Genomic DNA, 23,001 nt, shown 5'->3' on the forward strand with positions numbered 1-23,001 from the left:
CAGGCGCAGGGCCAGCAGGTGGGTTGGCTGGATGCCAGTGTGCCCAATCCGGCGGGTTTTGATGACAACTGGGCCGCCGTGCTGATGGACGATGTCCATGCCTTCGATGCCACGCAACAGCAGGCGGCCTTTAACTGGTTCGTCAACGCCCAGACCCAGCAGATTGCCGTGCTGGCCGCGGGTGCCTTGCCGCCGGCTGACCTGAAGCTGCGTGACGACCTGCGCTCGCGCCTGGGCTGGGGCCATGTCTTTGCCCTGCAGGCGCTCGATGAAACCCAGCGGCGCAGCGTGTTGCGCGCCAGCGCCCAGGCGCGCGGCATCACCCTGAGCGACGAGGTGATGGACTTCATGCTGACACGTTTCAGCCGTGACCTGGGGTCACTGATGGAACTGCTGGACCTGATGGACGGGTATGCCCTGCAAACCCAGCGTGCCATCACCATTCCCCTGATCAAAACCATGATGGACAACGCGTGAAGCGTGTCCCCCTGTACCACCCATGAAACTGGCCCTGTTCGACCTTGACCACACCTTGATCCCCACCGACTCGGACTACGAGTGGGGGGTGTTCACCACCGCACTGGGCTGGAACGATGCCGCTGAATTCACGCGCCGCAACGAGGCCTTTTATGCCCAGTACAAGGCCGGCACCCTCGACATCCATGCCTATGTGCGTTTTGCCACCACCGCCATCCGGCAGCAAGGTGCTACAAATTCAGAAGCTGCTCATGCCCAGTTTATGCGGGCTGTGGTGCAAAAAGCCATCAAACCCCAGGCGCTGGAGCTGGTTCGCTCGCACCAGGCGGCGGGGGACGCCACGGTGATCGTCACCGCCACCAACGAATTTGTCACACGTCCGATCGCCAGCGCGTTTGGTGTGCCCGAGCTGATTGCCATCAACCTGGTGCGTGACCCGGCCACTGGCTGGTTCACCGGGGACATTCTGGGCACGCCGTCTTTCCGTGAGGGTAAAGTGGCGCGCATGCAGCAGTGGCTGGCCAGCCGCCAGCTGGCCTGGGACGACGTCGAAAGCACCTTCTACACCGATTCGATCAACGACCTGCCGCTGCTGGAGCGTGTCACCCACCCGGTGGCGACCAACCCCGACGACCGGTTGCGTGCCATCGCCGGCGAACGCGGCTGGCGCATACTCGATCTTTTCCCAACCGACGCGTGAGTGAGGCGCTGTCAGCCCGGTTCACCCGATCAGGACAACACAATGATTAAAAAATTCATCAACAAACTTCTCGGCAAGGCCGCACCCACGGCCAAGAGCCCGTTTGGCAAACGCGCCGAAATTGGCCCCGAGGTGCACGGCATTGACCCCAAACTGGTGGACGAACGCGCCGTGAATGTGGTGCGCACCCTGAAACATGCCGGGTTTGAGGCCTACATCGTGGGTGGTGCGGTGCGTGACCTGATGCTGGGCCTGGCGCCCAAGGACTTCGACGTGGCCACCAACGCCACGCCCGAGCAGGTCAAGGGCCTGTTCCGGCGCGCCTTCATCATCGGCCGGCGTTTTCGCATCGTGCATGTGGTGTACGGGCGTGGCCGCGAGCATGAGGTGATCGAGGTCTCGACTTTTCGCGCCTATCTGGACAATGCCGCTGCCGAACAGGTGGCGGGCAATGAAAAAACCAGCAAGAGTGACCTGGCCGGCATGAAACACGCGGTGGATGCCTCGGGCCGGGTGCTGCGCGACAACGTCTGGGGTCCGCAGGACGAAGACGCCGCGCGGCGCGATTTCACCATCAATGCCATGTATTACGACCCCGAGCGGCAGATCGTGGTGGACTACCACCACGGTATGAAGGATGCCAAGGCACACGTGATCCGCATGATTGGCGACGCCGCCACCCGTTACCGCGAAGACCCGGTGCGCATCATCCGAGCCGTGCGGTTTGCCGCAAAACTCAACGCGCTGGGTTTCAAGCTCGACCCCAAAACTGTGGCGCCGCTGGTCAAGAGCCAGTCCTTGCTGCAGCAGGTGCCGCAAAGCCGCATGTTTGACGAAATGCTCAAACTGCTGCAAACCGGCCATGCCCTGGCCTCGATCGACAAACTCAAGGAGCTGGGCTTGGCGCGTGGCATCTACCCGCTGCTTGATGTGGTGGTGGAGCGTGCTGAGCAGCCGTTTGTCAAAGCCGCGCTGCTTGACACCGATCGCCGTGTTGGTGAAGGTAAACCGGTGGCGCCGAGTTTTCTGCTGGCCTGCGTGCTATGGGCCGATGTGCGTGACGGCTGGGCGCAGCGCCTGAAAAACCAGCAGCACGCCCACCCGGCGCTGATGGACGCCATTGACGATGTGTTCAACGCGCGTATTGGCGACGTGTCCGGGCGCGGCAAGCTGGCCGGTGACATGCGTGACATCTGGACCATGCAGCCGCGTTTTGAAAAGCGAGTGGGCAGTGCGCCGTTTGGTCTGGTCGAACAGCCACGGTTCCGGGCCGCCTTTGACTTCATGCGTCTGCGTGCCGAAAACGGCGAACTCGATGAGGTGTTGTCGGACTGGTGGGAGGAGTTCAGCCTGGCCGATGACAACCTGCGCCGCGACATGGTCGACCAGGTACGGCTGGAGCAGCAGCAGCGGCCCAAGCCAGCGCGGGCGCCCCGGGTGCACAAGAGCCCGGTCCATGGCGCCGCCGGGCAAGCTCCGGCCATGGATGATGCCAGTGCCCTGCACCGTCCCGAAGCCGAAGTCCAGGCTGAGGGCGCCGATGCCCCGAAAAAACGCCGCCGCCGTCGCCGCAGCCCGAACCGGGGGGCTGGCGGGGAGGCCGGTGGCTCGCCCGCCCAGGACTGAACCTTGTCGGCTGACTGTTCCGACCCGATGCCTGGGCAGGCGCGGCCAGCGGTGCTGGCCTACGTGGCGCTCGGGGCCAATCTGGGGGACGCCCGTGCCACCGTGCTGGCGGCCATACAGCAGGTGGCCGCCTTGCCGCAGACGCGCTTGGTGCGCGCCTCCAGCCTGTATCACACGGCGCCGGTGCAGGCCAGCGGCCCGGATTTCATCAATGCCGTGGTGGCGGTCCAGACCGGTCTGACGGCGCCTGAGCTGTTGCGCCAGCTGCAGCAGCTTGAAGCCCAGGCCGGGCGCGAGCGGCCCTACCCCAACGCTCCGCGCACGCTGGACCTGGACGTGTTGTTGTATGGCAGCGCCCGCATGGACAGCCCGCAGCTGGTGCTGCCGCATCCGCGCATGATGCAGCGCGCCTTTGTGCTGTTGCCCTTGGCCGAAATTGCACCCGAGCGGATCAGTGCCGCGCAGCTGGCCGGGGTACGGGATCAACGCATTGAGCGGCTGCTGGCGGGCTCATCGGGATAAAACCTGTGAATTGGCAGACCCAGCCGCGCTAAGATGCATCGTTAACAAGTGGGACTGGAGTTAAGTCATGAACCTGAAAAACCTTCGCCTGGCGACCAAGCTGTGGCTTTCCATCTGGCTGATTGTGGTCGGCATCTCACTGGTGGTGGGGTACACCGCCTGGCGCAGTGCCAGTGATCGGGCACAGAGCACGGAGGTGCTTGACCGGCTCAGTCAACGTGTCAAGCAGACGATTCAGTGGGAAGGGCTGACCAAAGCCAATGCGGCGCGTTCGTATGCGGTGTTGCTCAGCAGTGATCCGGCAGTCGAGCTTGGCATCAAGGACGAGATTGCTGCGACGTCGGCGGAAATTGGCAAGATTCAAAAAGCCATCGAAGGCAGTGGTTTGACGGCTGCTGACCAGGCACTGCTGGCCACGGTTGGCGAGAACCGCAAGAAAGTGCTCGACACCCGGGCCCAGGCCATGAAACACCGCGCCGACGGGAACCCCGAAGGGGTGACCACCACCCTGAATACCCTGTACCTGCCGGCCATGGCCGCTTATCAAAAATCACAGCATGACTTTGTGGTGATGCAGGAGCAGAACTATGAAACGACGCGCGCCGGTTATGCCAAGCGCGCCAGTGACCTGGTTTTGCTCTCGGGGGGCTTGATGGTGGTTTTGCTGGTGACCATTTTGCTGGGCGCAGCCTGGCTGATTCGCACCATTCACCGCCCCTTGACCCAGGCCAATGAACTGGCCGCCCGGATTGCCCAGGGTGACCTCAGCGCGAATGTGGATGTCGGCCGGGGTGATGAATTTGGTGATCTGATGAAGTCACTGGCCAGCATGAGTGAGTCGTTGGGCCACATGGTCAATCAGGTGCGCCGCAGCACCGACAGCATTGCCACCGCCAGTGCCGAAATTGCCCAGGGCAACAACGATCTGGCCCACCGCACCGAAGAGACCTCCAGCAACCTGCAGACCACCGCCTCGAGCATGAACCATTTGACGCAGACCGTGCAGGTCAGCGCGGACAACGCCCGCCAGGCCAGCACCCTGGCGGCCAATGCCTCCAGCGTGGCTGAAAAAGGTGGTGCCGTGGTGCGCGAGGTGGTCAGCACCATGGAAGAAATCAACCACAGCAGCCGAAAAATTGCCGACATCATTGGAGTGATTGATGGCATTGCGTTCCAGACCAACATCCTCGCGCTCAATGCCGCCGTGGAGGCGGCACGCGCTGGCGAGCAGGGCCGCGGCTTTGCCGTGGTGGCCAGCGAGGTACGCGGCCTGGCGCAACGCAGCGCCGAAGCCGCCAAGGAGATCAAGATGCTGATCAACACCTCGGTCGACAAGGTGGCTTCCGGCACCCAACTGGTATCGGATGCCGGTGCCACCATGAACGACATTGTGCAGTCGGTGCGCAAGGTGGCCGAGGTAATCAACGAGATCACGGCCACCTCGGGCGAGCAAAGCGCCGGTATTTCGGAGATCAACAGCGCGATTGGCAACCTGGATCAGATGACCCAGCAAAACGCGGCCCTGGTCGAGCAAAGCGCCGCTGCCGCCGAGAGCATGCGTGGCCAGGCCAGTCAGCTGGCGCAGGCCGTGTCCGTGTTCAAAACCAGCGCCTCAAGCCCGTCTCTGGCCCAGCTGCCGCCGCGTGACATCACGCCACGCCCGCAGCAGGTGGCTTACCGGCGGCCCGCCCAGCTGCCGCCGGCCAGTGCCAGGCCGGCACTGCGGGACAAACCCGTGTTGTCGGGCAAACCCGCGCCCAAGCAACTGGGTTCGACGCCCAAAGCGCCAGCCAGGACCACCGCCAAAGCCGCACCCGGCGTGGCTGCCGGCAAACCCGCCTTGCAAAAGCCGGCGGCGATCAAGGCCACGTCAACCACCGATTCCGATTGGGAAACGTTCTGACGTTCAGGCCAGTTCGGCAATCAGTTCAATTTCCACACAGGCACCCAGCGGAATCTGGGCAACCCCAAAGGCGCTGCGGGCATGGGCGCCTTTTTCTGCGCCAAACACCTGGCCGATCAGTTCGCTGGCGCCATTGGTCACCAGATGTTGTTCGGTGAAGTCGCCGGTGGAGTTCACCAGGGACATCAGCTTGACGATGCGTGTGACGCGGTTGAGGTCACCCACCGCCGCGTGTAATGTGCCCAGCAGATCAATGGCAATGGCGCGTGCAGCCGCCTGGCCTTCGGCGGTGCTGAGGTTCTTGCCGAGCTGGCCGACCCAGGGTTTGCCGTCCTTCTTGGCAATGTGGCCGCTCAGAAACACCAGGTTGCCGGTCTGGACAAAAGGCACATAGGCTGCTGCCGGAATGGCCACGGGGGGCAGGGTGATGTTGAGTTCGGCGAGTTTGGCGTAAATGCTCATGCTGGGTCTTTCTGTAAGAAAAATAGGGCTCTAGCCCGGATGAAATAAGCTGTTATAGCTATGAAATACGTAGCAATTCAGGGTGAGGATTTTAGCTGGATGCCACCGGCTCCACGGTGACCCCAACACGCAGCGTGTGGCTGGCGCCGCCGTGGATCACACCGCGCAGCGGCGACACGTCGGAGAAATCCCGCCCGATGGCCAGTGTCACATAGTCCTCCCCGGGCGCGGGCCAGCCAGCGCGGTCATTGGTGGGGTCAACATCCAGCCAGCAGCCTGGGGCTGCGGCCGCGCCGGCGGCCTCGGGCGGGGCGGGCAGATACACCGAGGCCCAGGCGTGCGAGGCGTCACTGCCGCGCAGCTTGACGGCGCCCGGCGCCGGCTGGGTCAGCAGATAACCGCTGACATAACGCGCCGCCAGCCCCAGCGAGCGCAGGCAGGCGATGTAGATCTGGGCAAAGTCCTGGCACACCCCTTTGCGTTGCGCCAGCGCCTGCAGCACCGGGGTGTTGACCTCGGTACTCTGGCTCTCGTAGCGGAACTCGCGGTGGATGCGGTGCATCAGGTCCAGCGCGCTGGTGCGCAGGTTCTGGCCGGGGCCGAAGCTGGGTTGGGCGTAGCTGGCAAATTCGGCCTGCAGCGGCACCATCGGCGAGGCAAAGACAAATTCGCTGGCGGCATCGAACGCGCCACCGGCCTGGTAGCGAAAGCGCTCGCGGGCTTGCTCCCATGCGATGTCGCACGGCGGCAGGGTGACGGCCTGGGTGATGACCTCACTGCAGGCCAGCACGCGCAGCTGCCGGTGGCGTTCCTGCAGCGAGAAAAAACACCGTGTATTGCCAAACACATCGGTGGTGCAGTGGCGTTGCGCCGGTGGCGGGTCCATGTCCAGCCGGTGGGTCAGCACCTGCTGGCTGGCACCGTGACGCGGCGTCAGGTAGGCCATGTGCTGCGCCGTCTCCACCGCTGGGGTGTAGTCGTACACCGTCTCATGGGTGATCTGGAGTTTCATAAGGCGCCCACACTGCGGTTGACCAGGCTGGCGTGGGTGAAATAGGTGGTGCTGATCTCTTCGGACACCTCGCAGGCCGAGCGCTGGCACTGCTGCAGCAGGCTGCTGAGCAACGCGTAACGCGGGCTGGCCGGGGCTGCGGGCTGATCCGGGGCACTGTCATCACACAAGGCGGTCAGGTCCCAGGCGCCGGGATCAGGCACCTTGAGCGACAGCGGGGCCAGCTGGTCGGGGGCGCTGCCTGCCAGTTTTGCCAGGCGGCCACGCAAGGTGTGAGCGACCCAGGAGATGGAGCGCGGGTTGTCGCGGTCCATGACCAGCAGGTCAATCAGGGCCGGCATGTCGCGGCTTTGCTGGAATTGCGCGTGGAAGGTGATGGCGCTGTCAAACAGCTCGATCATCGCGTCAAAGCCGCTGTCGGACGCCAGGCTCTGGCAGGCCAGCGCCTGCTTCAGGGCCGAGGCCAAAAAGGCCAATCGTTCGATGTGCCGGCCAATGCTCAGCAGACGCCAGCCATCGTCACGGGTCATGCGGTCGGTCTGGGCGCCGGTGATGGCCGCCATCTGGTCGCTGGTGTCCTTGAGGATCTGCAGGGCGCGCAGCGTCGAGTCCTCGCCGTGCTGGCGGTAGTCGGCAAAACGGGCAAACAGCGCCTCTTCGGCGCGGGTGATGATGCGCCAGTGCTCCTGCGACAGCCGTTCACGCACGCTGGCGGCGGCCAGTTTCAGGGCGCGCAGGTTGTAGCCGACACTGGTGGCGCCGTGGCTGCTGTCCAGGCTGTCGATCAGGGCGCGTTCAAACACCCGCGGTGCCTGCTGTGGGCTGGGGACGCCGGGCAACACCAGCGTGTTGACCACGGCCATCTGTCCCAGCCAGCCCAGCAGCGCGCCGGACGGCGGCGCTTCACCGTGCAGGCAGTCCAGCGTCAGACGCGCCAGGCGCAGGGTGTTTTCCGTGCGTTCGGTGTAGCGGCCCAGCCAGAACAGGTTTTCGGCGGCCCGGCTGGTCACCAGCCGTTTGCGTTGCAGCAGGCTGGCGGGGGTCAGGTGCGGCTGGATCAGGGTGGTGGGGTCAACCTCGCCCTGGGTCAGCGCCCAGACATCGGCGCTGCTGCCACCACGCTGCATGGCGGTGATTTCCTGGCCCGCGCTGGCCACCCGGGCCAGGCCACCCGGCAACACGCGCCAGCCCTGGGCGCCGTCGGACACTGCGAACACCCGCAGCATGACCGAGCGCGCCTGCAGGCCCGGCTCGCCCGACCAGGTGGGCATTTGTGACAGCGGGGTATAGGCCTGGATCGTGTGTTCCTGGGGTTGGCGCACAATGCGCCCGGCCCATTCGTCCAGGGCTTGGGGTGACAACTCACGCCCCAGCACGGACTCGAAGCTGTGGTGGCGCGGGCTGCCCGGGTAGGTGGGCTTGATGGCACAGTCCCGCAGCTGGGCCAGGGCATCCAGCATGGCGCTGCGTTCACCACACCACCAGGTCGGCAAAGCTGGCAGGGACAGTTCTTCAGCCAGCACCTGGCGCGCCAGCGCCGGCAGAAAACCCAGCAGGGCGGGGGACTCCAGAAACGCCGAGCCCGGCGCGTTGGCCACCAGCACATTGCCGGCGCGGATGGCCTGCAGCAGCCCCGGCACACCCAGCGTGGAGTCGGCCCGCAGTTCCAGCGGGTCCAGGTACTCGTCATCAACACGTTTGAGCAAGCCATGCACCGGCACCAGCCCGTCAAGCGTCTTCAGGTACAGGCAAGCGTCACGCACCAGCAGGTCACTGCCTTCCACCAGGGTCAGGCCGAGGTAACGCGCCAGGTAGGCATGCTCAAAATAGGTTTCGTTGTAGGGGCCGGGCGTCAGCAGGGCCAGGTGGGCGTTGGCACCCTGCGGACTCATGGCCTGCAGGCTGTCCATCAGCGCACGGTAGGTGCTGGCCAAGCGCTGCACTTTCAGGCTGTCGAAGGCACGGGTGAACTGGGCCGAGATGGCCAGCCGGTTTTCCAGCAGGTAACCCAGACCGGAGGGCGCCTGGGTGCGCTGCCCGACTAGCCACCAGTGGCCGTCCGGCCCGTGGGCCAGGTCAAAGGCGGCGATGTGCAGGTAACGGCCGCCTGCCGGCTTGACGCCATGCATGGGACGCAGATAACCCGGATGCCCCTGCACCAGTGCTGGCGGTAGCAAACCGGCGGCCAGCAGCTGCTGCGGGCCGTAGACGTCCTGCATGATGTGTTCGAGCAGGCGCATGCGCTGCAGCACACCCGCTTCGATGTGCCGCCAGCTGGCCGCATCCACCATCAGCGGAAACAGGTCCAGTGACCAGGGCCGCTGTGGTCCGTTGTCGTCAGCATAAACGTTGTAGGTGATGCCGTTGTCGCGCACCTGGCGTGCCAACTGGGTGCTGCGTTGTGCCATGCCGGCTGCGGTTTCTTCCTCCAAAGTATTAAAAAAACCGGCCCATGCCCGCGTCATGTCTGCTTGAGCAGCTATGTTATTGGTAGCGTTTGCGGTCGCTTCGCCAGCCATCGTGCCGCGCACTTCGTCAAAGTGGCCACCCGCTGCCCGGAAGTGGCGGGCCAGCTCGCCCAGCCGGGCGGTGGCCGGACGGTGATCAGGGCGGGGTGACGGCTGGACGGGTTTCATTGGGGCAAGTATGCCAGTGAAGCCGCACTTTGAATGACAATCGCGGGTTCATCCAATTGATCGACCCGATCCAAGCCATGACCGACACTATGACCGAACCCCGCGTGAGTGACAGCCCAGCCAGCGTGGCCGAGCCGGCGCCAGCCCAGCCTGCCGCCAAGACAAAAAACCGCTTTGCATCGGCCCAGCCGGTGTTGGAAAAACTGTTTGAGTTGTATCCGCATCTGTTTGGCCGGCACTTTCTGCCGCTGAAGCTGGGGATCTACCAGGATCTGCTGGCCGCCCATCCTGACGTGTTCAAGAAAGACACGCTCAAAACCGCCCTGGGTGTGCACACCCGCTCGACCCGTTATCTGCAATGTGTGGCTGCCGGCCTCCAGCGCCACGACCTGCAGGGCCAGGCCGTGGAAGCGGTGGCGCCGGAGCATGTGTTTTTGTCGATTGCCGAGCTGTTTGCCCGCCGCCAGGCGCGCGCCACCGAAGACCTGCGTCCCAAGCTGCGTGCCCAGCTGGTGGCGGCCTACGAGCATTCCGGCCTGGCGCGTGCGGACTATCTGGCGCGTATCGGCACACCCAGCGAGGCCATCAGCGCCGTGTTGGATGAGGCGATCGAGCTGGTGGATCAGCAACGTGCGCGCAGCGCCGCTCTGGTCAAGGCGTTTGAAGCCAGCGGCCAGTCGGTCGAGGCTTTTGCCGATGCCCTGGGCATGGACGCCGGGCTGCTGCGGGCGGCCCTGAAACACCGCCAGTTGGTGGCCAGCCGGTCCGACGTTTAGCAGCTCTGGGCGCACCGGCTGGTTGACGTTTCTAGAATCGGAACTCGATTCAAAGGGACGGACCATGAACTACACCCAAAAACTCACGTTCTCGATGCTGGTGCCCACGGTGATGGTGGCGGGTGCCGGCTCAGCCGTGGCACTGGGGGCCTGGTGGATCCAGCGTGAGACCGCGACCGCTGATGCCGCCACGATTGCCAGTTACCTGACCATCGGCGGCTGGGCGGCGGGTTTACTCACCGTGGTGTGTGTGCTGGCCTGTCTGGCCTTTACGGTCTGGATCCGGCGCACTGCGCTGCATGTGTTGGGTGGCGACCCATCGATGGCCAGCGAGATTCTGGCGCGGATTGCCGATGGCCATCTGTCGGCACACATCCCCGAGGCAGCCCGGGGCAGTCTGCTCGATTCCCTGCAAAGAATGGTGCACACCCTTCAGAAAACCCTCGGCACCATTGGCCACGCCTCCAGCCGGATTGCTGATGTGTCACGGGAGATTGCCGACGACACCCGTGATCTGAACTCGCGTACCGTTCAAACCGTGGACCAGTTGCAGTCGACCGCAGCGCGTGTGGCCACCCTGGCGCACGACGTTCAGCAGTCGGTGGATGCCGCCAACCATGCCAATACCCTGTCTGCCCGGGCCGCCGAGGTGGCCACGCGGGGCGGGCAAGTGGTGGCTGACGTGGTCGAAACCATGGACGGGATCAACCAGAGTTCCAACAAGATCGCTGACATCATTGGCGTGATCGACGGTATTGCTTTCCAGACCAATATCCTGGCGCTGAATGCCGCGGTGGAAGCGGCGCGCGCCGGTGAGCAGGGGCGTGGTTTTGCGGTGGTGGCCAGCGAGGTCAGAAATCTGGCCGGCCGCAGTGCCCAGGCCGCGCGCGAGATCAAGGCGCTGATTGAGGACTCGGTGCAGAAAGTGGCCGCTGGTTCGGCGCAGGTCAAAACTGCGCTCAGCACCATGGACGATATCGTCACCTCGGTGAATCTGGTCCGTGGCGAGATGGTTCACATCAGCACATCGGCGCAGGCGCAATCCCAGGGCATGGTCGAGGTCAACACCGCCATTCATGCGCTGGATGAGATGACCCGGCTCAACGAGACCATGGTGGAGCAGTCCACCGCAGCGTCACAAACCCTGAATGAACAGGTGAGTGGTCTGACGCAGGCGGTCAGTGTGTTCCGGCCTTAGCGCGAAACACCACCCGCGTGTGAGGGGGCAACCTGCAGCGGGCCTGGTGCAGATCAGCTGATCAAAATCGCCCGGAAATCGTTCACATTGGTCAGGGTGGGGCCAGTCACCACCGCGTCCCCCAGGGTTTGGAAAAAGCTGTGGGCGTCGTTGTGGTCCAGAAAATGGCGCGGGTTCAGGCCCTGCGCCCAGGCGCGCGCCAGCGTGTCAGGGGTGAGCAGCGCGCCGGCAATCTCCTCCACGCCGTCCACCCCGTCGGTGTCGCCAGCCAGGGCGTACACACCGGGCGTGCCAGCCAGCGTCACGGCCAGTGACAGCAAAAACTCCACATTACGGCCACCCCGGCCTTGACCTTTGAGCGTCACGGTGGTTTCACCGCCGGACAGCAACACGCAGGGGGGCTGGAACGGCTGGCCGCGCAACGCCACCTGGCGCGCCATGCCGCCCAGCACCTTGGCCACGTCGCGAGCTTCACCTTCCAGGCTGTCACCCAAGATGCAGGGGGTGTAACCCGCCGCCTGTGCCACTTTGGCCGCGGCCTCCAGCGCCATTTGCGGCGCGGTGATCATGCGCACGCGACTGTTTTGCAAGCGCACATCACCGGGTTTGACGGTTTCACCGGCGCCACTTTCCAGCAACTGGCGGGCTGCGCCGGGTAGGGTGATCTGGTAGCGGCTGACGATGTCCAGCGCATCCAGGCAGGTGGTCGAGTCGGCCACGGTGGGGCCAGAGGCAATGTCCATCGGCGAGTCGCCGGGCACGTCGGAGATCAGCAGCGTGAGCAATGGCGCCGGGTAGCAAGCGGCACCAAGGCGGCCGCCCTTGATGCTGGAGAGGTGGCGGCGCACACAGTTCATCTCAGCAATGCTGGCCCCGCTGGCCAGCAGGGCTTTGTTGACGTTTTGCTTGTCAGCCAGCGTCAAACCTGCGCCAGGCGCGACCAATAGTGAAGAGCCTCCGCCGGAAATCAAGGCAATCACCAGGTCGTCAGCGGTCAAACCCTGCACCGCTTGCAGCAGGCGCTGCGTGGCCTGCAAGCCAGCTGGGTCGGGGACAGGGTGGGCAGCCTGCACGATCTCGATGCGCTGGCACGGCTGCTGGTAACCGTAGCGGGTGATGACCAGGCCTTCGAGCGGGCCGGGCCAATGCGCTTCCAGCGCCTGCGCCATGGCCGCCGAAGCTTTGCCCGCGCCGATGACGATGGTGCGGCCTTTGGGCGCTGGTGGCAAGTGCGGTGGCAGGCACAGCGCGGGCTGGGCGGCAGCCACGGCGGCATCAAACAGCTGGCGCAGCAGCGCGCGGGGATCAGTGGCGCAGGAGTGGGTCATGGGTTATATGTGTCAAATTGGCCTCCAGCCCGGGTGCAAACTGCCTGTTTAGCTATAAATTACATAGCAAACTGGTTGCCCGTGGGCCGCTTGGCCAATCTTAGCCGCAACGCCTACCCAGCCGTACTGGTGGCCAATCAGCCGCCACTGGCCACTTCGCAGTTGCCCATCAGCTCCAGCGCCTTCACCAGCGCTGAGTGATCCAACTCGGTAACTTGCCGAGAAAATCGAATCCCCGGTTTCACTTTAACTAAACAGCCTCCACAACAACCGGCGCGGTGCAGCGGCACCACCTGTGCCGGTGCCTACCTCGGTGACCGCCGCCGCAAGTCCAGCGTGAAGGGGAATTCGCGGCTGGCGGGCACATGGATGGTGGCCGGTGGCACCTGCAGCAGGCCCGGTGTGTGGCCCATGGCGGCAAAGCGCGACAGGCGGCGGCTTTCGGCTTCAAAGGCATTGACCGGCAGGTTCTGGTAGTTCACACCACCCGGGTGTGCCACATGGTACTGACAGCCACCGAGCGAGCGTTGCATCCAGGTGTCCACCATGTCAAAGGTCAGCGGGGCATGGACACCGATGCTGGGGTGCAGGCTGCTGGGTGGGTTCCAGGCCTTGTAGCGCACCCCCGCCACATAACTGCCCATCACCCCGGTGGGCTGCAGCGGCAGGGCATGGCCGTTGCAGGTGATCACGTAACGACTCTGGTTCAGGCCGGTGACAGACACTTCAATGCGCTCCAGCGAGGAGTCCACATAACGCGCGGTGCCGCCCGCCGTGCCTTCTTCCCCCATCACGTGCCAGGGCTCCAGGGCGTTGCGCAGGGTCAGCTCGATGCCCGCAGCGCAGACCGAACCAATCAGCGGGAAGCGGAATTCCAGGTGCGGGGCAAACCAGCTGTCGTCAAAGGCATAACCGGCGTGGCGCAGCTCGCTCATCACGTCCTTGAAATCCATCTCGATGAATTTGGGCAGCATGAAGCGGTCGTGCAGCTCGGTGCCCCAGCGGGTGGCCGGGGCCTGGTAAGGTGTCTTCCAGAAGCGGGCCACCAGCGCGCGCAGCAGCAGCTGCTGCACACAACTCATCTGCGGGTGCGGCGGCATCTCGAAGGCGCGTAACTCCAGCAGCCCCAGGCGACCGGTGGCCGAGTCGGGGGAGTACATCTTGTCGATGGAAAACTCGCTGCGGTGGGTGTTGCCAGTGACGTCGATCAGCAAGTTGCGCAGGCTGCGGTCCACCAGCCACGGCGGCATGGACTGACCATGACGCTCGCGGCTTTTGTAGATTTGTTCGATGGCGATCTCCAGCTCGTAGAGCTGGTCGTTGCGCGCCTCGTCCACGCGCGGGGCCTGGCTGGTGGGGCCGACAAACATGCCGGAGAACAGGTAACTCAAGGACGGGTGGTTGTGCCAGTAAAGCAGCAGGCTGGCCAGCAGTTCAGGGCGGCGCAGAAACGGGCTGTCCGCCGGGGTGGCACCGCCCATCACCAGGTGGTTGCCGCCGCCAGTGCCGGTGTGGCGGCCATCGGTCATGAATTTTTCTGCCGACAGGCGTGATTCGAAGGCAGCGTTGTACAAAAACTCGGTGTTGGCCACCAGTTCCTGCCAGTGTGTGACCGGGTGGACGTTGACTTCGATGACACCGGGGTCGGGTGTGACCTGCAGCAGTTTCAGCCGCGGGTCGCGTGGCGGCGGGTAACCCTCCAGCACGATTCGGACGCCGAGCTCCTGTGCCGTGGCTTCCACGGCCGCCAGCAGGTCCAGGTAGTGTTCCAGTTGCTCCAGCGGCGGCATGAACACATACATCACGCCCGATGCCTCACCCTCCGCCTCGGCCTTGGGGCCACTGGCACGGCGTGGGTCGCGTACCTCGACACACAGGGCGGTGCGGGTGATCCAGTGGGCAGACTCAAAGGCCTTGGGCACGCGAGAAAAGTCAGCCGGTTCGGCCTGTGTAGCACCGGGTGAGCCTGACGTGCTGCTGTTTGTGCCGGGTGACTGGAATCGGGTTGGCGCCTCGGTGGTTGTGGTCTTGCCAGGTGCATAGCGGGCGAACGCGTGATGGCAGGCCGGCAGTTCAGCACGCAGGGTGCTGGGGTCTTGCTCGATCAGGTAGGGGTAGTCGGCCTGGCTGGCCCAGGGCAGCGAGTCCAGCGGCAGGCGCAAGCCCATGGGGGAGTCACCCGGCATCAGGTACATCCGTTCATCACGCAGGAACCAGGGGCCGGTGGTCCAGGCGGCACCATCAGGCTCGGTATACCCAAGCACTTTGATCGGCAGCACATAACCTACCGGGGTGTCGAGCTTTTGGGTGAAGACGCGGCGCAGGCGGGCGCGCTCCATGTCGTCGTCGAGTCTGGCATCAAACGGGTCCACGTTGACGGGCAAGCGGCGTTCACGCCACAGGTAGTACCAGCTGTCTTCATAGCCGGTCTGGATGAATTTGTCGGTCACGCCCAGCTTGGCCGCCAGCCGCCGGGTGAAGCGCTGCGCGTCTGCACTGGTGTAGTGGGTGGGAAGACGCTCGTCGGTGAACAGGGCCGGGTTGGTCCAGATTGGCTGGCCGTCGGCGCGCCAGTAAATGGACAAGGCCCAGCGTGGCAGCTGTTCACCCGGATACCACTTGCCCTGGCCAAAGTGCAGAAAACCGCCCTGGCCATAGCGCTGGCGCAATTTGTGCACCAGTTCGGTGGCAAAACCACGTTTGGTCGGACCCAGGGCGTCGGTGTTCCATTCTGGTGCGTCGCGGTCATTCACGGCCACAAAAGTGGGCTCACCACCCATCGTCAGGCGTACATCACCAGCGGCCAGATCATGGTCGACCACGTCGCCCAGCGCCATGATGTCGGCCCATTGCGCCTCGGTGTAGGGTCGGGTGACGCGTGGCGATTCGTCAATGCGGGTGACGGCCATGTGATGGGTGAACAGCACCTCGGACGGGTCCACACCGCCCTCAATCGGTGCAGCACTGGACGGCTGGGGCGTGCAGGCCAGCGGAATATGTCCTTCACCCGCCAGCAGGCCCGAGGTGGCATCCAGGCCAACCCAACCGGCGCCGGGCAAATACACCTCACACCAGGCATGCAGGTCGGTGAAGTCCACGTCAGTGCCGCTGGGGCCATCGAGTGATTTGACGTCTGGTTTCAGCTGGATCAGGTAACCCGAGACAAAACGCGCAGCCAGCCCGCAGTGGCGCAGCAATTGCACCAGCAGCCAGGCGGAGTCGCGGCACGAGCCGGACTTCAGTGTCAGCGTTTGTTCGGGGGGCTGCACCCCCGGCTCCATGCGGATGGTGTAGCGGATGTCCTGGTGCACCATCTGGTTGAGGTCCACCAGAAACATCACGCTGCGGCGTTGGGTGCGGTCGATCCGCTCCAGGTAAGCCTGCACCAGCGGTGTGACCGGCTCGGGGGTCAGGTAAGGCAGCAGTTCCTGCTTCAGGCCGGCTGCATAGCTGAAAGGAAATTCTTCAGCCTCAGGTTCCAGGAAGAAGTCAAACGGGTTGTAGACCGCCATGTCCATCACCAGATCGACGGTGACCTTGAATGCCCGGGTCTTGTCCGGAAACACCAGACGCGCCTGGTAGTTGGCAAACGGGTCCTGCTGCCAGTTGATGAAGTGGGCGGCGGGCTCGATCTTCAGGGCATACGAAATGATTTTGCTGCGGCAGTGTGGTGCCGGGCGCAGGCGGATGACTTGCGGGCCGAGTTGCACCAGCCGGTCATAGGTGTAGTGGGAAACGTGGTTCAGTGCGGCGTGAATGGACATGCTTGAGCCTCAAAAGCCCCAACCAGAGCGGGCTTGAATCAGGAACGGGGACATAGGACAACACGCACCATCAAGCAATGTTGGTGCCAGTCGGGCCGGGGTGCCGGAACAGCCGGCAGCTCAGGCCGGCAGGGCTTGCTGCAGCATCGCCCGGTAGTCGTCAGGCGTGGCGAGGCGTGGGTTGGTCTTGTGGCAATGGTCAGCCATGGCGCCGGCAATGATGGGTTCAAACTGGGCTTCGGTCACGCCCAGGGCCGCCAGGCCGCCGGGCAGGCCCAGCCGCGCATTCATGTCCTGGATGGCGGGGCCGATGTCACTGGGGCTGCGCAGTCCCATGGCCTGCGCCATGCGCTCCAGACGTTGGTCCTGTTGCACCGATGGCGCCGCAGCGTTGAAGGCTATCACGGCAGGCAGAAACAGGGCGTTGAGGGTGCCATGGTGCAGACGCGGGTTGACGCCGCCCAGGCTGTGGCTGAGTGAATGCACGCAGCCCAGGCCTTTCTGGAACGCCATGGCACCTTGCATGGACGCACTCATCATGTTCAGGCGCGCCTCACGGTCATCACCGTGGCGGGTGGCACGTTCGATGTGGGCCCAGCCGCGGGCCAGCCCGTCCAGGGCAATGCCGTCAGCGGGCGGGTTGAAGGCGGGCGCCATGAAGGTTTCCATGCAGTGGGCAATGGCGTCCATGCCGGTGGCGGCGGTCAGCAGCGGGGGCAGACCGAGCGTGAGTTCGGGGTCGCAGATGGCCGCTTTGGGCACCAGGTGCCAGGAGTGAAACCCCAACTTGCGGTGGTCGTCCACGATGAGGATGGCGCCGCGCGCCACCTCGCTGCCGGTGCCGCTGGTGGTAGGCACCGCGATCAGCGGCGCAACCCGGTCGGTGATGCGTGGCGAGCCGCCTTCGATGGTGGCGTAGGTGCACAAAGGGCCGGGGTGGGTGGCGGCAATGGCCACGCCTTTGGCGCAGTCAATGGAGGAACCGCCGCCAACGGCGATCAGGCCGTCACATCCGGCGGCGCTGTAGCTGGCCGCCGCCGCGCGCACCGCTGCTTCGGTGGGGTTGGAGGGCGTCTGGTCAAACACCGTGACACGCATGCCGGGCAGGGCGTCCAGCGCTTTTTGCAGCAGGCCGGCGGCTTTGACGCCGGCGTCCGTGACGATCAGCGGCCGGCTGATGCCGGTGCGGACACATTCCTGCTGGAGCAGACGGATGGCGCCCATCTCGAACTGGATTTGCGTGACGTAGTAGATCAGGGCCATGGGGCACTCCGGGTTAGCATCAAGGTTTGCACTGTATCCGTAGTTTGCCGTCTATGAGCCACCATCGAAATCCGCGCGCCTTACTGACTCCTGCCATGCACGGTGTGCTGGACCGCATGGCGCGGGCCGCCCAGGTGCCGCTGCATGCCCAGACGCCGCAACAGGCACGGGCGACCTATGAGGCCAATGCCGGTGTGCTGGATCTGCAGCCGCCCAAGATCGACCGGGTCGAGAGTTTCACGCTGCCGGCCCGCGATGGCTACGACCTGCCGGTGCGGCTGTACGCGCCGCAGGCGACCGAGCCGCTGCCGGTGCTGGTGTACCTGCATGGCGGCGGCTTCACGATTGGCAGCATTGCCACCCATGATGTGTTGTGCCGCACGCTGAGTCATCTGGCGCAGTGCGCGGTGGTGTCGGTGGCTTACCGGCTGGCGCCGGAGTACCGCTTCCCGGTGGCGTTTGAGGACGCCTGGGACGCGGTGGCCTGGCTGGCGCGGCACGGCGCCGACCAGGGGCTGGACAGCCGCCGCATCGCTGTCGGGGGTGACAGCGCCGGCGGCACGCTGGCAGCGGCCTGCGCCCTGCAGGCCCGTGATGCCGGTGTGCCGTTGAGGCTGCAGTTGCTGTTTTACCCCGGCTGCACCGCCCATGCCGACACGCCGTCACACCATACGTTTGCGCACGGTTTTGTGTTGGAGGCGGCGCACATTGCCTATTTTTTTGACCTCTACATTCCAGATCGCGCAGACCGGGAGGACTGGCGCTTTGCCCCGCTGTGCGCGCCGGATGTGGAGGGGGTGGCGCCGGCCTGGTTCGGCCTGGCCGAATGTGACCCGCTGGTGGATGAAGGGCTGTTGTACGCCGACAAACTGCGCGCCGCCGGGGTGGCAGTGGACCTGGAGTTGTACCGTGGCGTGGTGCACGAGTTCATCAAGATGGGGCGGCTGATCCCGCAGGCCCGGCAAGCGCACCTGGATGCAGCGCGGGCCTTGCGCCACGCCTTTGCCCTGGCCGCCTGAGCGGCGCGGCCTGGGCAGGGTCTGCCAGCGATAATCGGCACATGTCTACCCCCAAAGTTCTTTTCGGCTTTCATGCCGTGGGCGTGCGCCTGAAAACCGCACCGCAATCGATTGTTGAAATTTACGTTGACCCGAGTCGCCGTGACGCCCGCATGCGTCAGTTTGTCGAGCGGGTCAACGAAGCCGGTGTGCGCCTGATCGAGGCCGACGGCATGCGTCTGGCCAAGCTGGCCGGCAGCCACGGCCACCAGGGGGTGGCGGCGCGGGTGCAGGAGATCAAGCAGGTGCATTCACTCGACGAGCTGCTGGAAAACCTGGAAGCAGCCAATGCCGCGCTGCCGCTGGCAGAGCGCACACCGCCGTTGATCCTGGTGCTGGATGGCGTGACCGACCCGCACAACCTGGGCGCCTGCCTGCGGGTGGCCGATGGTGCCGGTGTGCATTGTGTGATTGCGCCCAAGGACCATGCGGCCGGTATCAACGCCACCGTGGCCAAGGTGGCCAGTGGCGCCGTGGAGACCGTGCCGTATTTCATGGTGACGAATCTGGCGCGTACCCTCAACGAGCTCAAGGAACGCAACATCTGGATCATTGGCACCAGCGACGTGGCGCCACGTACCCTGTACCAGACCGATCTGACCGGGCCGGTGGCGCTGGTGCTGGGGGCCGAGGGTGACGGCATGCGCCAGCTCACGGCCAAGACTTGTGACGAGCTGGTGAGCATCCCGATGCGTGGAGCGGTGGAAAGCCTGAACGTGTCGGTGGCCAGCGGTGTCTGCCTGTACGAGGCCTTGCGCCAGCGCAGCCTGAAATAGGGCTGCTGTTTTGTTCCGCGTTTTGACCGGGGTGACCATGAGTGCTATTAATATGAGAGCTATATCTGCTTTGTTTATCTGGGCTGGAGACCTATTTGTTCTGTATGGGTGCACCCAGGAGCAGCAAAACAAGATCAGCCGTGACATCCAGAACTGGACCGGCACCAACGGGGTTCTGGAGGTCTACGCCGGTGACAAGGTAGTGCGCCGGTTCCTGAAAATCGACAAGCTCAGTACCGCCATGGGGACCCAGGACAACCAGCCGCGTCCCTACCGTTATGGTTATGGCGTGCTTGACGAAAACTTCAACTTCATCGCTGATCCCAATGAGAAAAAAGTGTATTTCGAGATCAGTGATTTCGCTTCCAACTACCTGTTCTTTGAAAACCCGCATTGAGAGGGTGGCGGGCTTGATCAGCCAGCCTCAGCCATGAGTGGCGTCGAGCAAAAGGCCGATTTCCGGCCGGACATCAATGCGCTGCGGGCGCTGGCCGTGCTGGCGGTGGTGGCTTACCACTACGGTGTGCCTGGCGCCGGCGGGGGCTTTGCTGGTGTGGATGTGTTTTTTGTCATCTCTGGCTTTCTGATCGGCTCCCAGATCTGGGCGGCACTGCGCCGTGGCCATTTTTCGTTCAAGCAGTTTTATCTGTCGCGCCTGCGCCGCATCTTCCCAGCGCTGGCGGTGTTGTGTCTCGCCTGCCTGGTCTGGGGCTGGTGGTATGTGCTGCCGTATGACTATCTGAAAACCACTCGCCATGTCATGGCGGCGCTGTTTTTTCTGTCCAACCTGGCGTTCACCGGTGAGCAGGGGTACTTTGACGTGGCGGCCCATGCCAAGCCGCTGCTGCATACCTGGTCTCTGTCGGTGGAGGGCCAGTTTTACCTGTTGCTGCCAGTGAGCATGGTGCTGGTCTGGCGCTTGGCCGCTTCCCATCTGGGGCGCTGGCTGGTATTGGCCTGGCTGCTGTCGCTGGGGTGGTGCCTGTATGGTGCCAGCGTGCAGTCGGTGGACACGTTTTACCTGTTGTCGGCACGGGCCTGGGAATTTTTGTCGGGTTGCCTGCTGGCGCTGTGGCTGCCGCGTGTTGCCCCGCTGGCCAGGCGCAACCTGGTGGCGGCGCTGGGCCTGGTTGTGTTGCTGGGCAGTTTTGCCGGGCTGGACGCCGGTTTGCGCTGGCCTAGCGTCTGGACCTTGTTGCCGGTGCTGGCGGCGGTGGCGTTGATCGCCGTTGGGGATGCGCCGGTGGTGCAGGGGCTGTGGCGCGCCTGGCCGCTGCAGCGCCTGGGGGATGTGTCGTATTCCTTGTACCTCTGGCACTGGCCGGTGCTGGTGTTTGCCCGGCAGTATGCCGATGGTGTTGCCTTGTCGGCGGGAGCGTTGACTGCGCTGGCTGCTTTGTCGCTGCTGGCGGCGGTGTTGAGCTGGCGTTTTGTCGAGCAGCCGATTCGCGCCCGTTCGGGCTGGTGGACGGCGCGCCGTCTGTGGGCCGGGGTGGCGCTGGCGCTGCTGGTGGTGCTGGCGTTTGGCTTGTGGGTGGTCAAGACCCGGGGGCTGCCGACCCGCTTTCCGGACTATGTGCAGCGGGCCTCCAGTGCGGTGTTTTTCAATACCCCGCGCGACGATTGTTTCCGTCGGGGTGACTCCAGCAAGGACGCGCCCGAGCGCTTTTGCCATTTTGGCGCGCCTGGCGCACCCAGTCTGTTGCTGTGGGGAGATTCCCATGCCAATCAGTATTTGAGTGCCCTGTCCGATGCTGCGTTGGCGCTCGGGCAGGGCGGGTTGATCGCGACCCAAAGCGGTTGTCGCGCCACGCTGGCGGGCCAGCCGTCGGGGCTGCCGACCTCGATTGCTGCCGCTTGTGAACAATTCAATAATGAGGTCAACGACCTAGTAGCGCAGACGCCGTCATTGCAGACCGTGGTGATTGGCCGTTTGTGGAGCGCCGACGCCAGCTTGCAGCGTACCGTGGCACTGGTGCGCCAGCTGGTGGCCATGGGCAAAACGGTGCTGCTGCTGGGCCCGTTGCCCGAGCCGGGGCTGGACGTGCCGCAGGTGTATGCCATGCAGCAGATCAAGGCCGGTCAGGCCGTGGCGCAGATGGTGGTGCCATTGGCCACCCAAAGCGGGCCGCTGGCCATGCGCCAGACCCTGCTGACCGAATTGGCTCAACCGCTGCGCCAGGGGCGGGTGCAGCTGCTGGATCCTCTGGCGCGGCTGTGTGACGCGCAGGTGTGTCGTCTGGCCGAAGGCGGCGAGGTGAATTTTCGCGACATTTCGCACTTGTCACAGAGTGCCGCGCTGCGTTTCAGCGCCGATGTTCAGGCGGCGTTATCGGCGCTACGCCAGCAGGGCTCAGACCCAGCCAAACCAGCCCAGTAAACCGCCCGCTGCCAGCAGCCACAGCAGGTGCAGCCGGGTGCGCCACACTACCACGGCGCTGGTGGCTGCCAGCAGCCACATCGGCCAGTGTGACAGCGAGGTGCCCAGGTTGCTCGTCAGGGTCCAGCCGGTGGCCAGCAGCAGCGCCACCACAATTGGCGCCATGCCTTGTTTGAAGGCACGCACGCCACGTCGTTCGCGGTTTTGATGGCCCCAGCGTGAGGCCACCAGGGTCAGCGTGGTGCTGGGCAGCAAGATGCCCAGCATCGCCAGCACCATGCCCAGCCAGGCGCTGGCCCAGGCCAGGGCTGTGCCGTGGGGGCCACCACCGGCATTGAGGCCAACGTTCCAGCCCAGCAGGGCGACAAACAACACATTGGGCCCAGGTGCCACTTGCGCCAGCGCAATCGACGAGTTGAACTGGCTGTCCAGCAACCAGTGCTGTTCTTCGACCAGATAGCGGTGCATGTCCGACACGGTGGTGATGGCGCCGCCAATGGCCAGCAGCGACAGTGTCAAAAAATGGCTCAGCAGGGCCAGCCAGTCGGCCAGCGTCAAGCTCAGGGTCATGGCTGACTCCTCTGCGCGGGGGCCAGGCCCAGCTGTCGGTTGGCCCACCACCCGGCCAAACCACCCAGCACCAGCAGTACCCAGATCAGGGGGATGCGCAGAATCGCGATAGCTATAAATGTAATAGCTGAAAGTGCAGTACATACAAGGGCACCCATCACATTTTGTTTCAAGGCGGGCAACAATTTGAGGCCGGCGGCGGCAATCATGCCGGCGGCCACGGCACCCATGCCGCGCAGCGCACCTTGTAAATGGGTTGATTCGGACACCCCGGCCAGCAGCAGGGACAGCAGCAGCACAATCATCAGTGGAAACGTCAGCATGCCCGCCAGTGCCACCAGCCCGCCGCGAACGCCGAAATAGCGGTCGCCGATCATCAGGCACAGATTGACGACGTTGGGGCCGGGCAGGACCTGTGCCACGGCCCAGTCCTCCAGAAATTGTTCCTGCGTGAGCCACTGCCTGCGTTCCACCAGCTCACGTTGCACAACGGCCAGCACACCGCCAAAACCCTGCAGTGCCAGCCAGGTGAAGGCCCAGAACAGATCGG

The 23,001-nt window shown here is 64.4% G+C and carries 19 protein-coding genes; 11 read left to right on the forward strand and 8 right to left on the reverse strand.

The features are described from left to right. The 5 genes from PHW99_RS07940 to PHW99_RS07960 form a co-directional block, all read left to right on the forward strand. A partial coding sequence (locus PHW99_RS07940; RefSeq protein WP_300175473.1) for a DnaA/Hda family protein occupies nucleotides 1-477 on the forward strand: 477 nt, incomplete at its 5' end. Between the two features lie 22 nt (nucleotides 478-499). Next, a complete protein-coding gene (locus PHW99_RS07945) occupies nucleotides 500-1,177 on the forward strand; it encodes an HAD family hydrolase (RefSeq protein WP_300175476.1) in 678 nt (225 codons plus the stop codon). 42 nt (nucleotides 1,178-1,219) lie between these two features. Next, nucleotides 1,220-2,803, forward strand: a complete 1,584-nt coding sequence (pcnB, locus tag PHW99_RS07950; protein ID WP_300175478.1) for a polynucleotide adenylyltransferase PcnB — start codon at nucleotides 1,220-1,222, stop codon at nucleotides 2,801-2,803. A 3-nt stretch (nucleotides 2,804-2,806) separates the two neighbouring features. Next, a complete protein-coding gene (gene folK / locus PHW99_RS07955) occupies nucleotides 2,807-3,325 on the forward strand; it encodes a 2-amino-4-hydroxy-6-hydroxymethyldihydropteridine diphosphokinase (RefSeq protein WP_366913185.1) in 519 nt (172 codons plus the stop codon). Between the two features lie 67 nt (nucleotides 3,326-3,392). Then, the gene (locus PHW99_RS07960) at nucleotides 3,393-5,228 is read left to right on the forward strand and encodes a methyl-accepting chemotaxis protein (protein WP_300175480.1); all 1,836 of its coding nucleotides are present in this window, start codon (nucleotides 3,393-3,395) and stop codon (nucleotides 5,226-5,228) included. A 3-nt stretch (nucleotides 5,229-5,231) separates the two neighbouring features. Here PHW99_RS07960 and PHW99_RS07965 read toward each other — a convergent pair whose 3' ends face one another. From PHW99_RS07965 to PHW99_RS07975, 3 genes are all read right to left on the reverse strand, one after another. Beyond that, entirely contained in the window at nucleotides 5,232-5,690 is a 459-nt protein-coding gene (locus PHW99_RS07965) for a RidA family protein (protein WP_300175482.1), read from the reverse strand. Nucleotides 5,691-5,781: 91 nt separating this feature from the next. Beyond that, nucleotides 5,782-6,702 carry a transglutaminase family protein gene (locus PHW99_RS07970; RefSeq protein ID WP_300175483.1) on the reverse strand — a complete coding sequence of 307 codons (921 nt, stop codon included), beginning with the start codon at nucleotides 6,700-6,702 and terminating at the stop codon, nucleotides 5,782-5,784. Further along, the gene (locus tag PHW99_RS07975; RefSeq protein ID WP_300175484.1) at nucleotides 6,699-9,338 is read right to left on the reverse strand and encodes a circularly permuted type 2 ATP-grasp protein; all 2,640 of its coding nucleotides are present in this window, start codon (nucleotides 9,336-9,338) and stop codon (nucleotides 6,699-6,701) included. Before PHW99_RS07975 ends, PHW99_RS07970 begins: the two co-directional genes overlap by 4 nt. A 77-nt stretch (nucleotides 9,339-9,415) precedes the next feature. Here PHW99_RS07975 and PHW99_RS07980 point away from each other — a divergent pair, with 77 nt between their 5' ends. Next, nucleotides 9,416-10,114 (forward strand): ProQ/FINO family protein, encoded by a 699-nt coding sequence (locus tag PHW99_RS07980; protein ID WP_300175485.1) that lies wholly within the window; start codon nucleotides 9,416-9,418, stop codon nucleotides 10,112-10,114. A 64-nt stretch (nucleotides 10,115-10,178) separates the two neighbouring features. Further along, entirely contained in the window at nucleotides 10,179-11,312 is a 1,134-nt protein-coding gene (locus tag PHW99_RS07985) for a methyl-accepting chemotaxis protein (protein ID WP_300175486.1), read from the forward strand. Between the two features lie 53 nt (nucleotides 11,313-11,365). Here PHW99_RS07985 and PHW99_RS07990 read toward each other — a convergent pair whose 3' ends face one another. The 3 genes from PHW99_RS07990 to PHW99_RS08000 form a co-directional block, all read right to left on the reverse strand. Further along, a complete protein-coding gene (locus PHW99_RS07990; protein WP_300175487.1) occupies nucleotides 11,366-12,640 on the reverse strand; it encodes a glycerate kinase in 1,275 nt (424 codons plus the stop codon). A 305-nt stretch (nucleotides 12,641-12,945) separates the two neighbouring features. Further along, the gene (locus PHW99_RS07995; protein ID WP_300175489.1) at nucleotides 12,946-16,404 is read right to left on the reverse strand and encodes a DUF2126 domain-containing protein; all 3,459 of its coding nucleotides are present in this window, start codon (nucleotides 16,402-16,404) and stop codon (nucleotides 12,946-12,948) included. Between the two features lie 120 nt (nucleotides 16,405-16,524). Then, nucleotides 16,525-17,667, reverse strand: a complete 1,143-nt coding sequence (locus PHW99_RS08000) for an iron-containing alcohol dehydrogenase (RefSeq protein ID WP_300175491.1) — start codon at nucleotides 17,665-17,667, stop codon at nucleotides 16,525-16,527. Between the two features lie 53 nt (nucleotides 17,668-17,720). Here PHW99_RS08000 and PHW99_RS08005 point away from each other — a divergent pair, with 53 nt between their 5' ends. Genes PHW99_RS08005 through PHW99_RS08020 form a run of 4 tightly spaced genes read left to right on the forward strand, consistent with a single transcriptional unit; the run spans nucleotide 17,721 to nucleotide 21,881 of the window. Then, nucleotides 17,721-18,686: an alpha/beta hydrolase gene (locus tag PHW99_RS08005; protein WP_300175493.1), complete on the forward strand. Its 966-nt coding sequence runs from the start codon at nucleotides 17,721-17,723 to the stop codon at nucleotides 18,684-18,686. 41 nt (nucleotides 18,687-18,727) lie between these two features. Beyond that, nucleotides 18,728-19,501, forward strand: coding sequence for a 23S rRNA (guanosine(2251)-2'-O)-methyltransferase RlmB (gene rlmB / locus PHW99_RS08010; protein ID WP_300175495.1), 774 nt, complete (start codon nucleotides 18,728-18,730; stop codon nucleotides 19,499-19,501). A gap of 52 nt (nucleotides 19,502-19,553) precedes the next feature. Continuing rightward, nucleotides 19,554-19,898 (forward strand): hypothetical protein, encoded by a 345-nt coding sequence (locus tag PHW99_RS08015; RefSeq protein ID WP_300175525.1) that lies wholly within the window; start codon nucleotides 19,554-19,556, stop codon nucleotides 19,896-19,898. Nucleotides 19,899-19,931: 33 nt separating this feature from the next. Next, nucleotides 19,932-21,881 (forward strand): acyltransferase family protein, encoded by a 1,950-nt coding sequence (locus PHW99_RS08020; RefSeq protein WP_300175497.1) that lies wholly within the window; start codon nucleotides 19,932-19,934, stop codon nucleotides 21,879-21,881. Here the strand turns inward: PHW99_RS08020 and PHW99_RS08025 are convergent. Then, nucleotides 21,855-22,451 (reverse strand): chromate transporter, encoded by a 597-nt coding sequence (locus PHW99_RS08025; RefSeq protein WP_300175499.1) that lies wholly within the window; start codon nucleotides 22,449-22,451, stop codon nucleotides 21,855-21,857. The genes PHW99_RS08020 and PHW99_RS08025 overlap by 27 nt on opposite strands. Continuing rightward, a partial coding sequence (locus PHW99_RS08030; RefSeq protein WP_300175501.1) for a chromate transporter occupies nucleotides 22,448-23,001 on the reverse strand: 554 nt, incomplete at its 5' end. The genes PHW99_RS08025 and PHW99_RS08030, both read right to left, overlap by 4 nt.

This window comes from Rhodoferax sp. (genome assembly GCF_028689305.1).
GTDB lineage: Bacteria > Pseudomonadota > Gammaproteobacteria > Burkholderiales > Burkholderiaceae_C > Rhodoferax.

Excerpts from the sequence above, each read along its gene's own strand:
- PHW99_RS07945 (WP_300175476.1), top strand. The coding sequence starts at position 500 with ATGAAACTGGCCCTGTTCGACCTTGACCACACCTTGATCCCCACCGAC.
- pcnB (WP_300175478.1), top strand. The coding sequence starts at position 1,220 with ATGATTAAAAAATTCATCAACAAACTTCTCGGCAAGGCCGCACCCACG.
- PHW99_RS07960 (WP_300175480.1), top strand. The coding sequence starts at position 3,393 with ATGAACCTGAAAAACCTTCGCCTGGCGACCAAGCTGTGGCTTTCCATC.
- PHW99_RS07965 (WP_300175482.1), bottom strand. The coding sequence starts at position 5,690 with ATGAGCATTTACGCCAAACTCGCCGAACTCAACATCACCCTGCCCCCC.
- PHW99_RS07970 (WP_300175483.1), bottom strand. The coding sequence starts at position 6,702 with ATGAAACTCCAGATCACCCATGAGACGGTGTACGACTACACCCCAGCG.
- PHW99_RS07975 (WP_300175484.1), bottom strand. The coding sequence starts at position 9,338 with ATGAAACCCGTCCAGCCGTCACCCCGCCCTGATCACCGTCCGGCCACC.
- PHW99_RS07980 (WP_300175485.1), top strand. The coding sequence starts at position 9,416 with ATGACCGACACTATGACCGAACCCCGCGTGAGTGACAGCCCAGCCAGC.
- PHW99_RS07985 (WP_300175486.1), top strand. The coding sequence starts at position 10,179 with ATGAACTACACCCAAAAACTCACGTTCTCGATGCTGGTGCCCACGGTG.
- PHW99_RS07990 (WP_300175487.1), bottom strand. The coding sequence starts at position 12,640 with ATGACCCACTCCTGCGCCACTGATCCCCGCGCGCTGCTGCGCCAGCTG.
- PHW99_RS07995 (WP_300175489.1), bottom strand. The coding sequence starts at position 16,404 with ATGTCCATTCACGCCGCACTGAACCACGTTTCCCACTACACCTATGAC.
- PHW99_RS08000 (WP_300175491.1), bottom strand. The coding sequence starts at position 17,667 with ATGGCCCTGATCTACTACGTCACGCAAATCCAGTTCGAGATGGGCGCC.
- PHW99_RS08005 (WP_300175493.1), top strand. The coding sequence starts at position 17,721 with ATGAGCCACCATCGAAATCCGCGCGCCTTACTGACTCCTGCCATGCAC.
- rlmB (WP_300175495.1), top strand. The coding sequence starts at position 18,728 with ATGTCTACCCCCAAAGTTCTTTTCGGCTTTCATGCCGTGGGCGTGCGC.
- PHW99_RS08015 (WP_300175525.1), top strand. The coding sequence starts at position 19,554 with ATGAGAGCTATATCTGCTTTGTTTATCTGGGCTGGAGACCTATTTGTT.
- PHW99_RS08020 (WP_300175497.1), top strand. The coding sequence starts at position 19,932 with ATGAGTGGCGTCGAGCAAAAGGCCGATTTCCGGCCGGACATCAATGCG.
- PHW99_RS08025 (WP_300175499.1), bottom strand. The coding sequence starts at position 22,451 with ATGACCCTGAGCTTGACGCTGGCCGACTGGCTGGCCCTGCTGAGCCAT.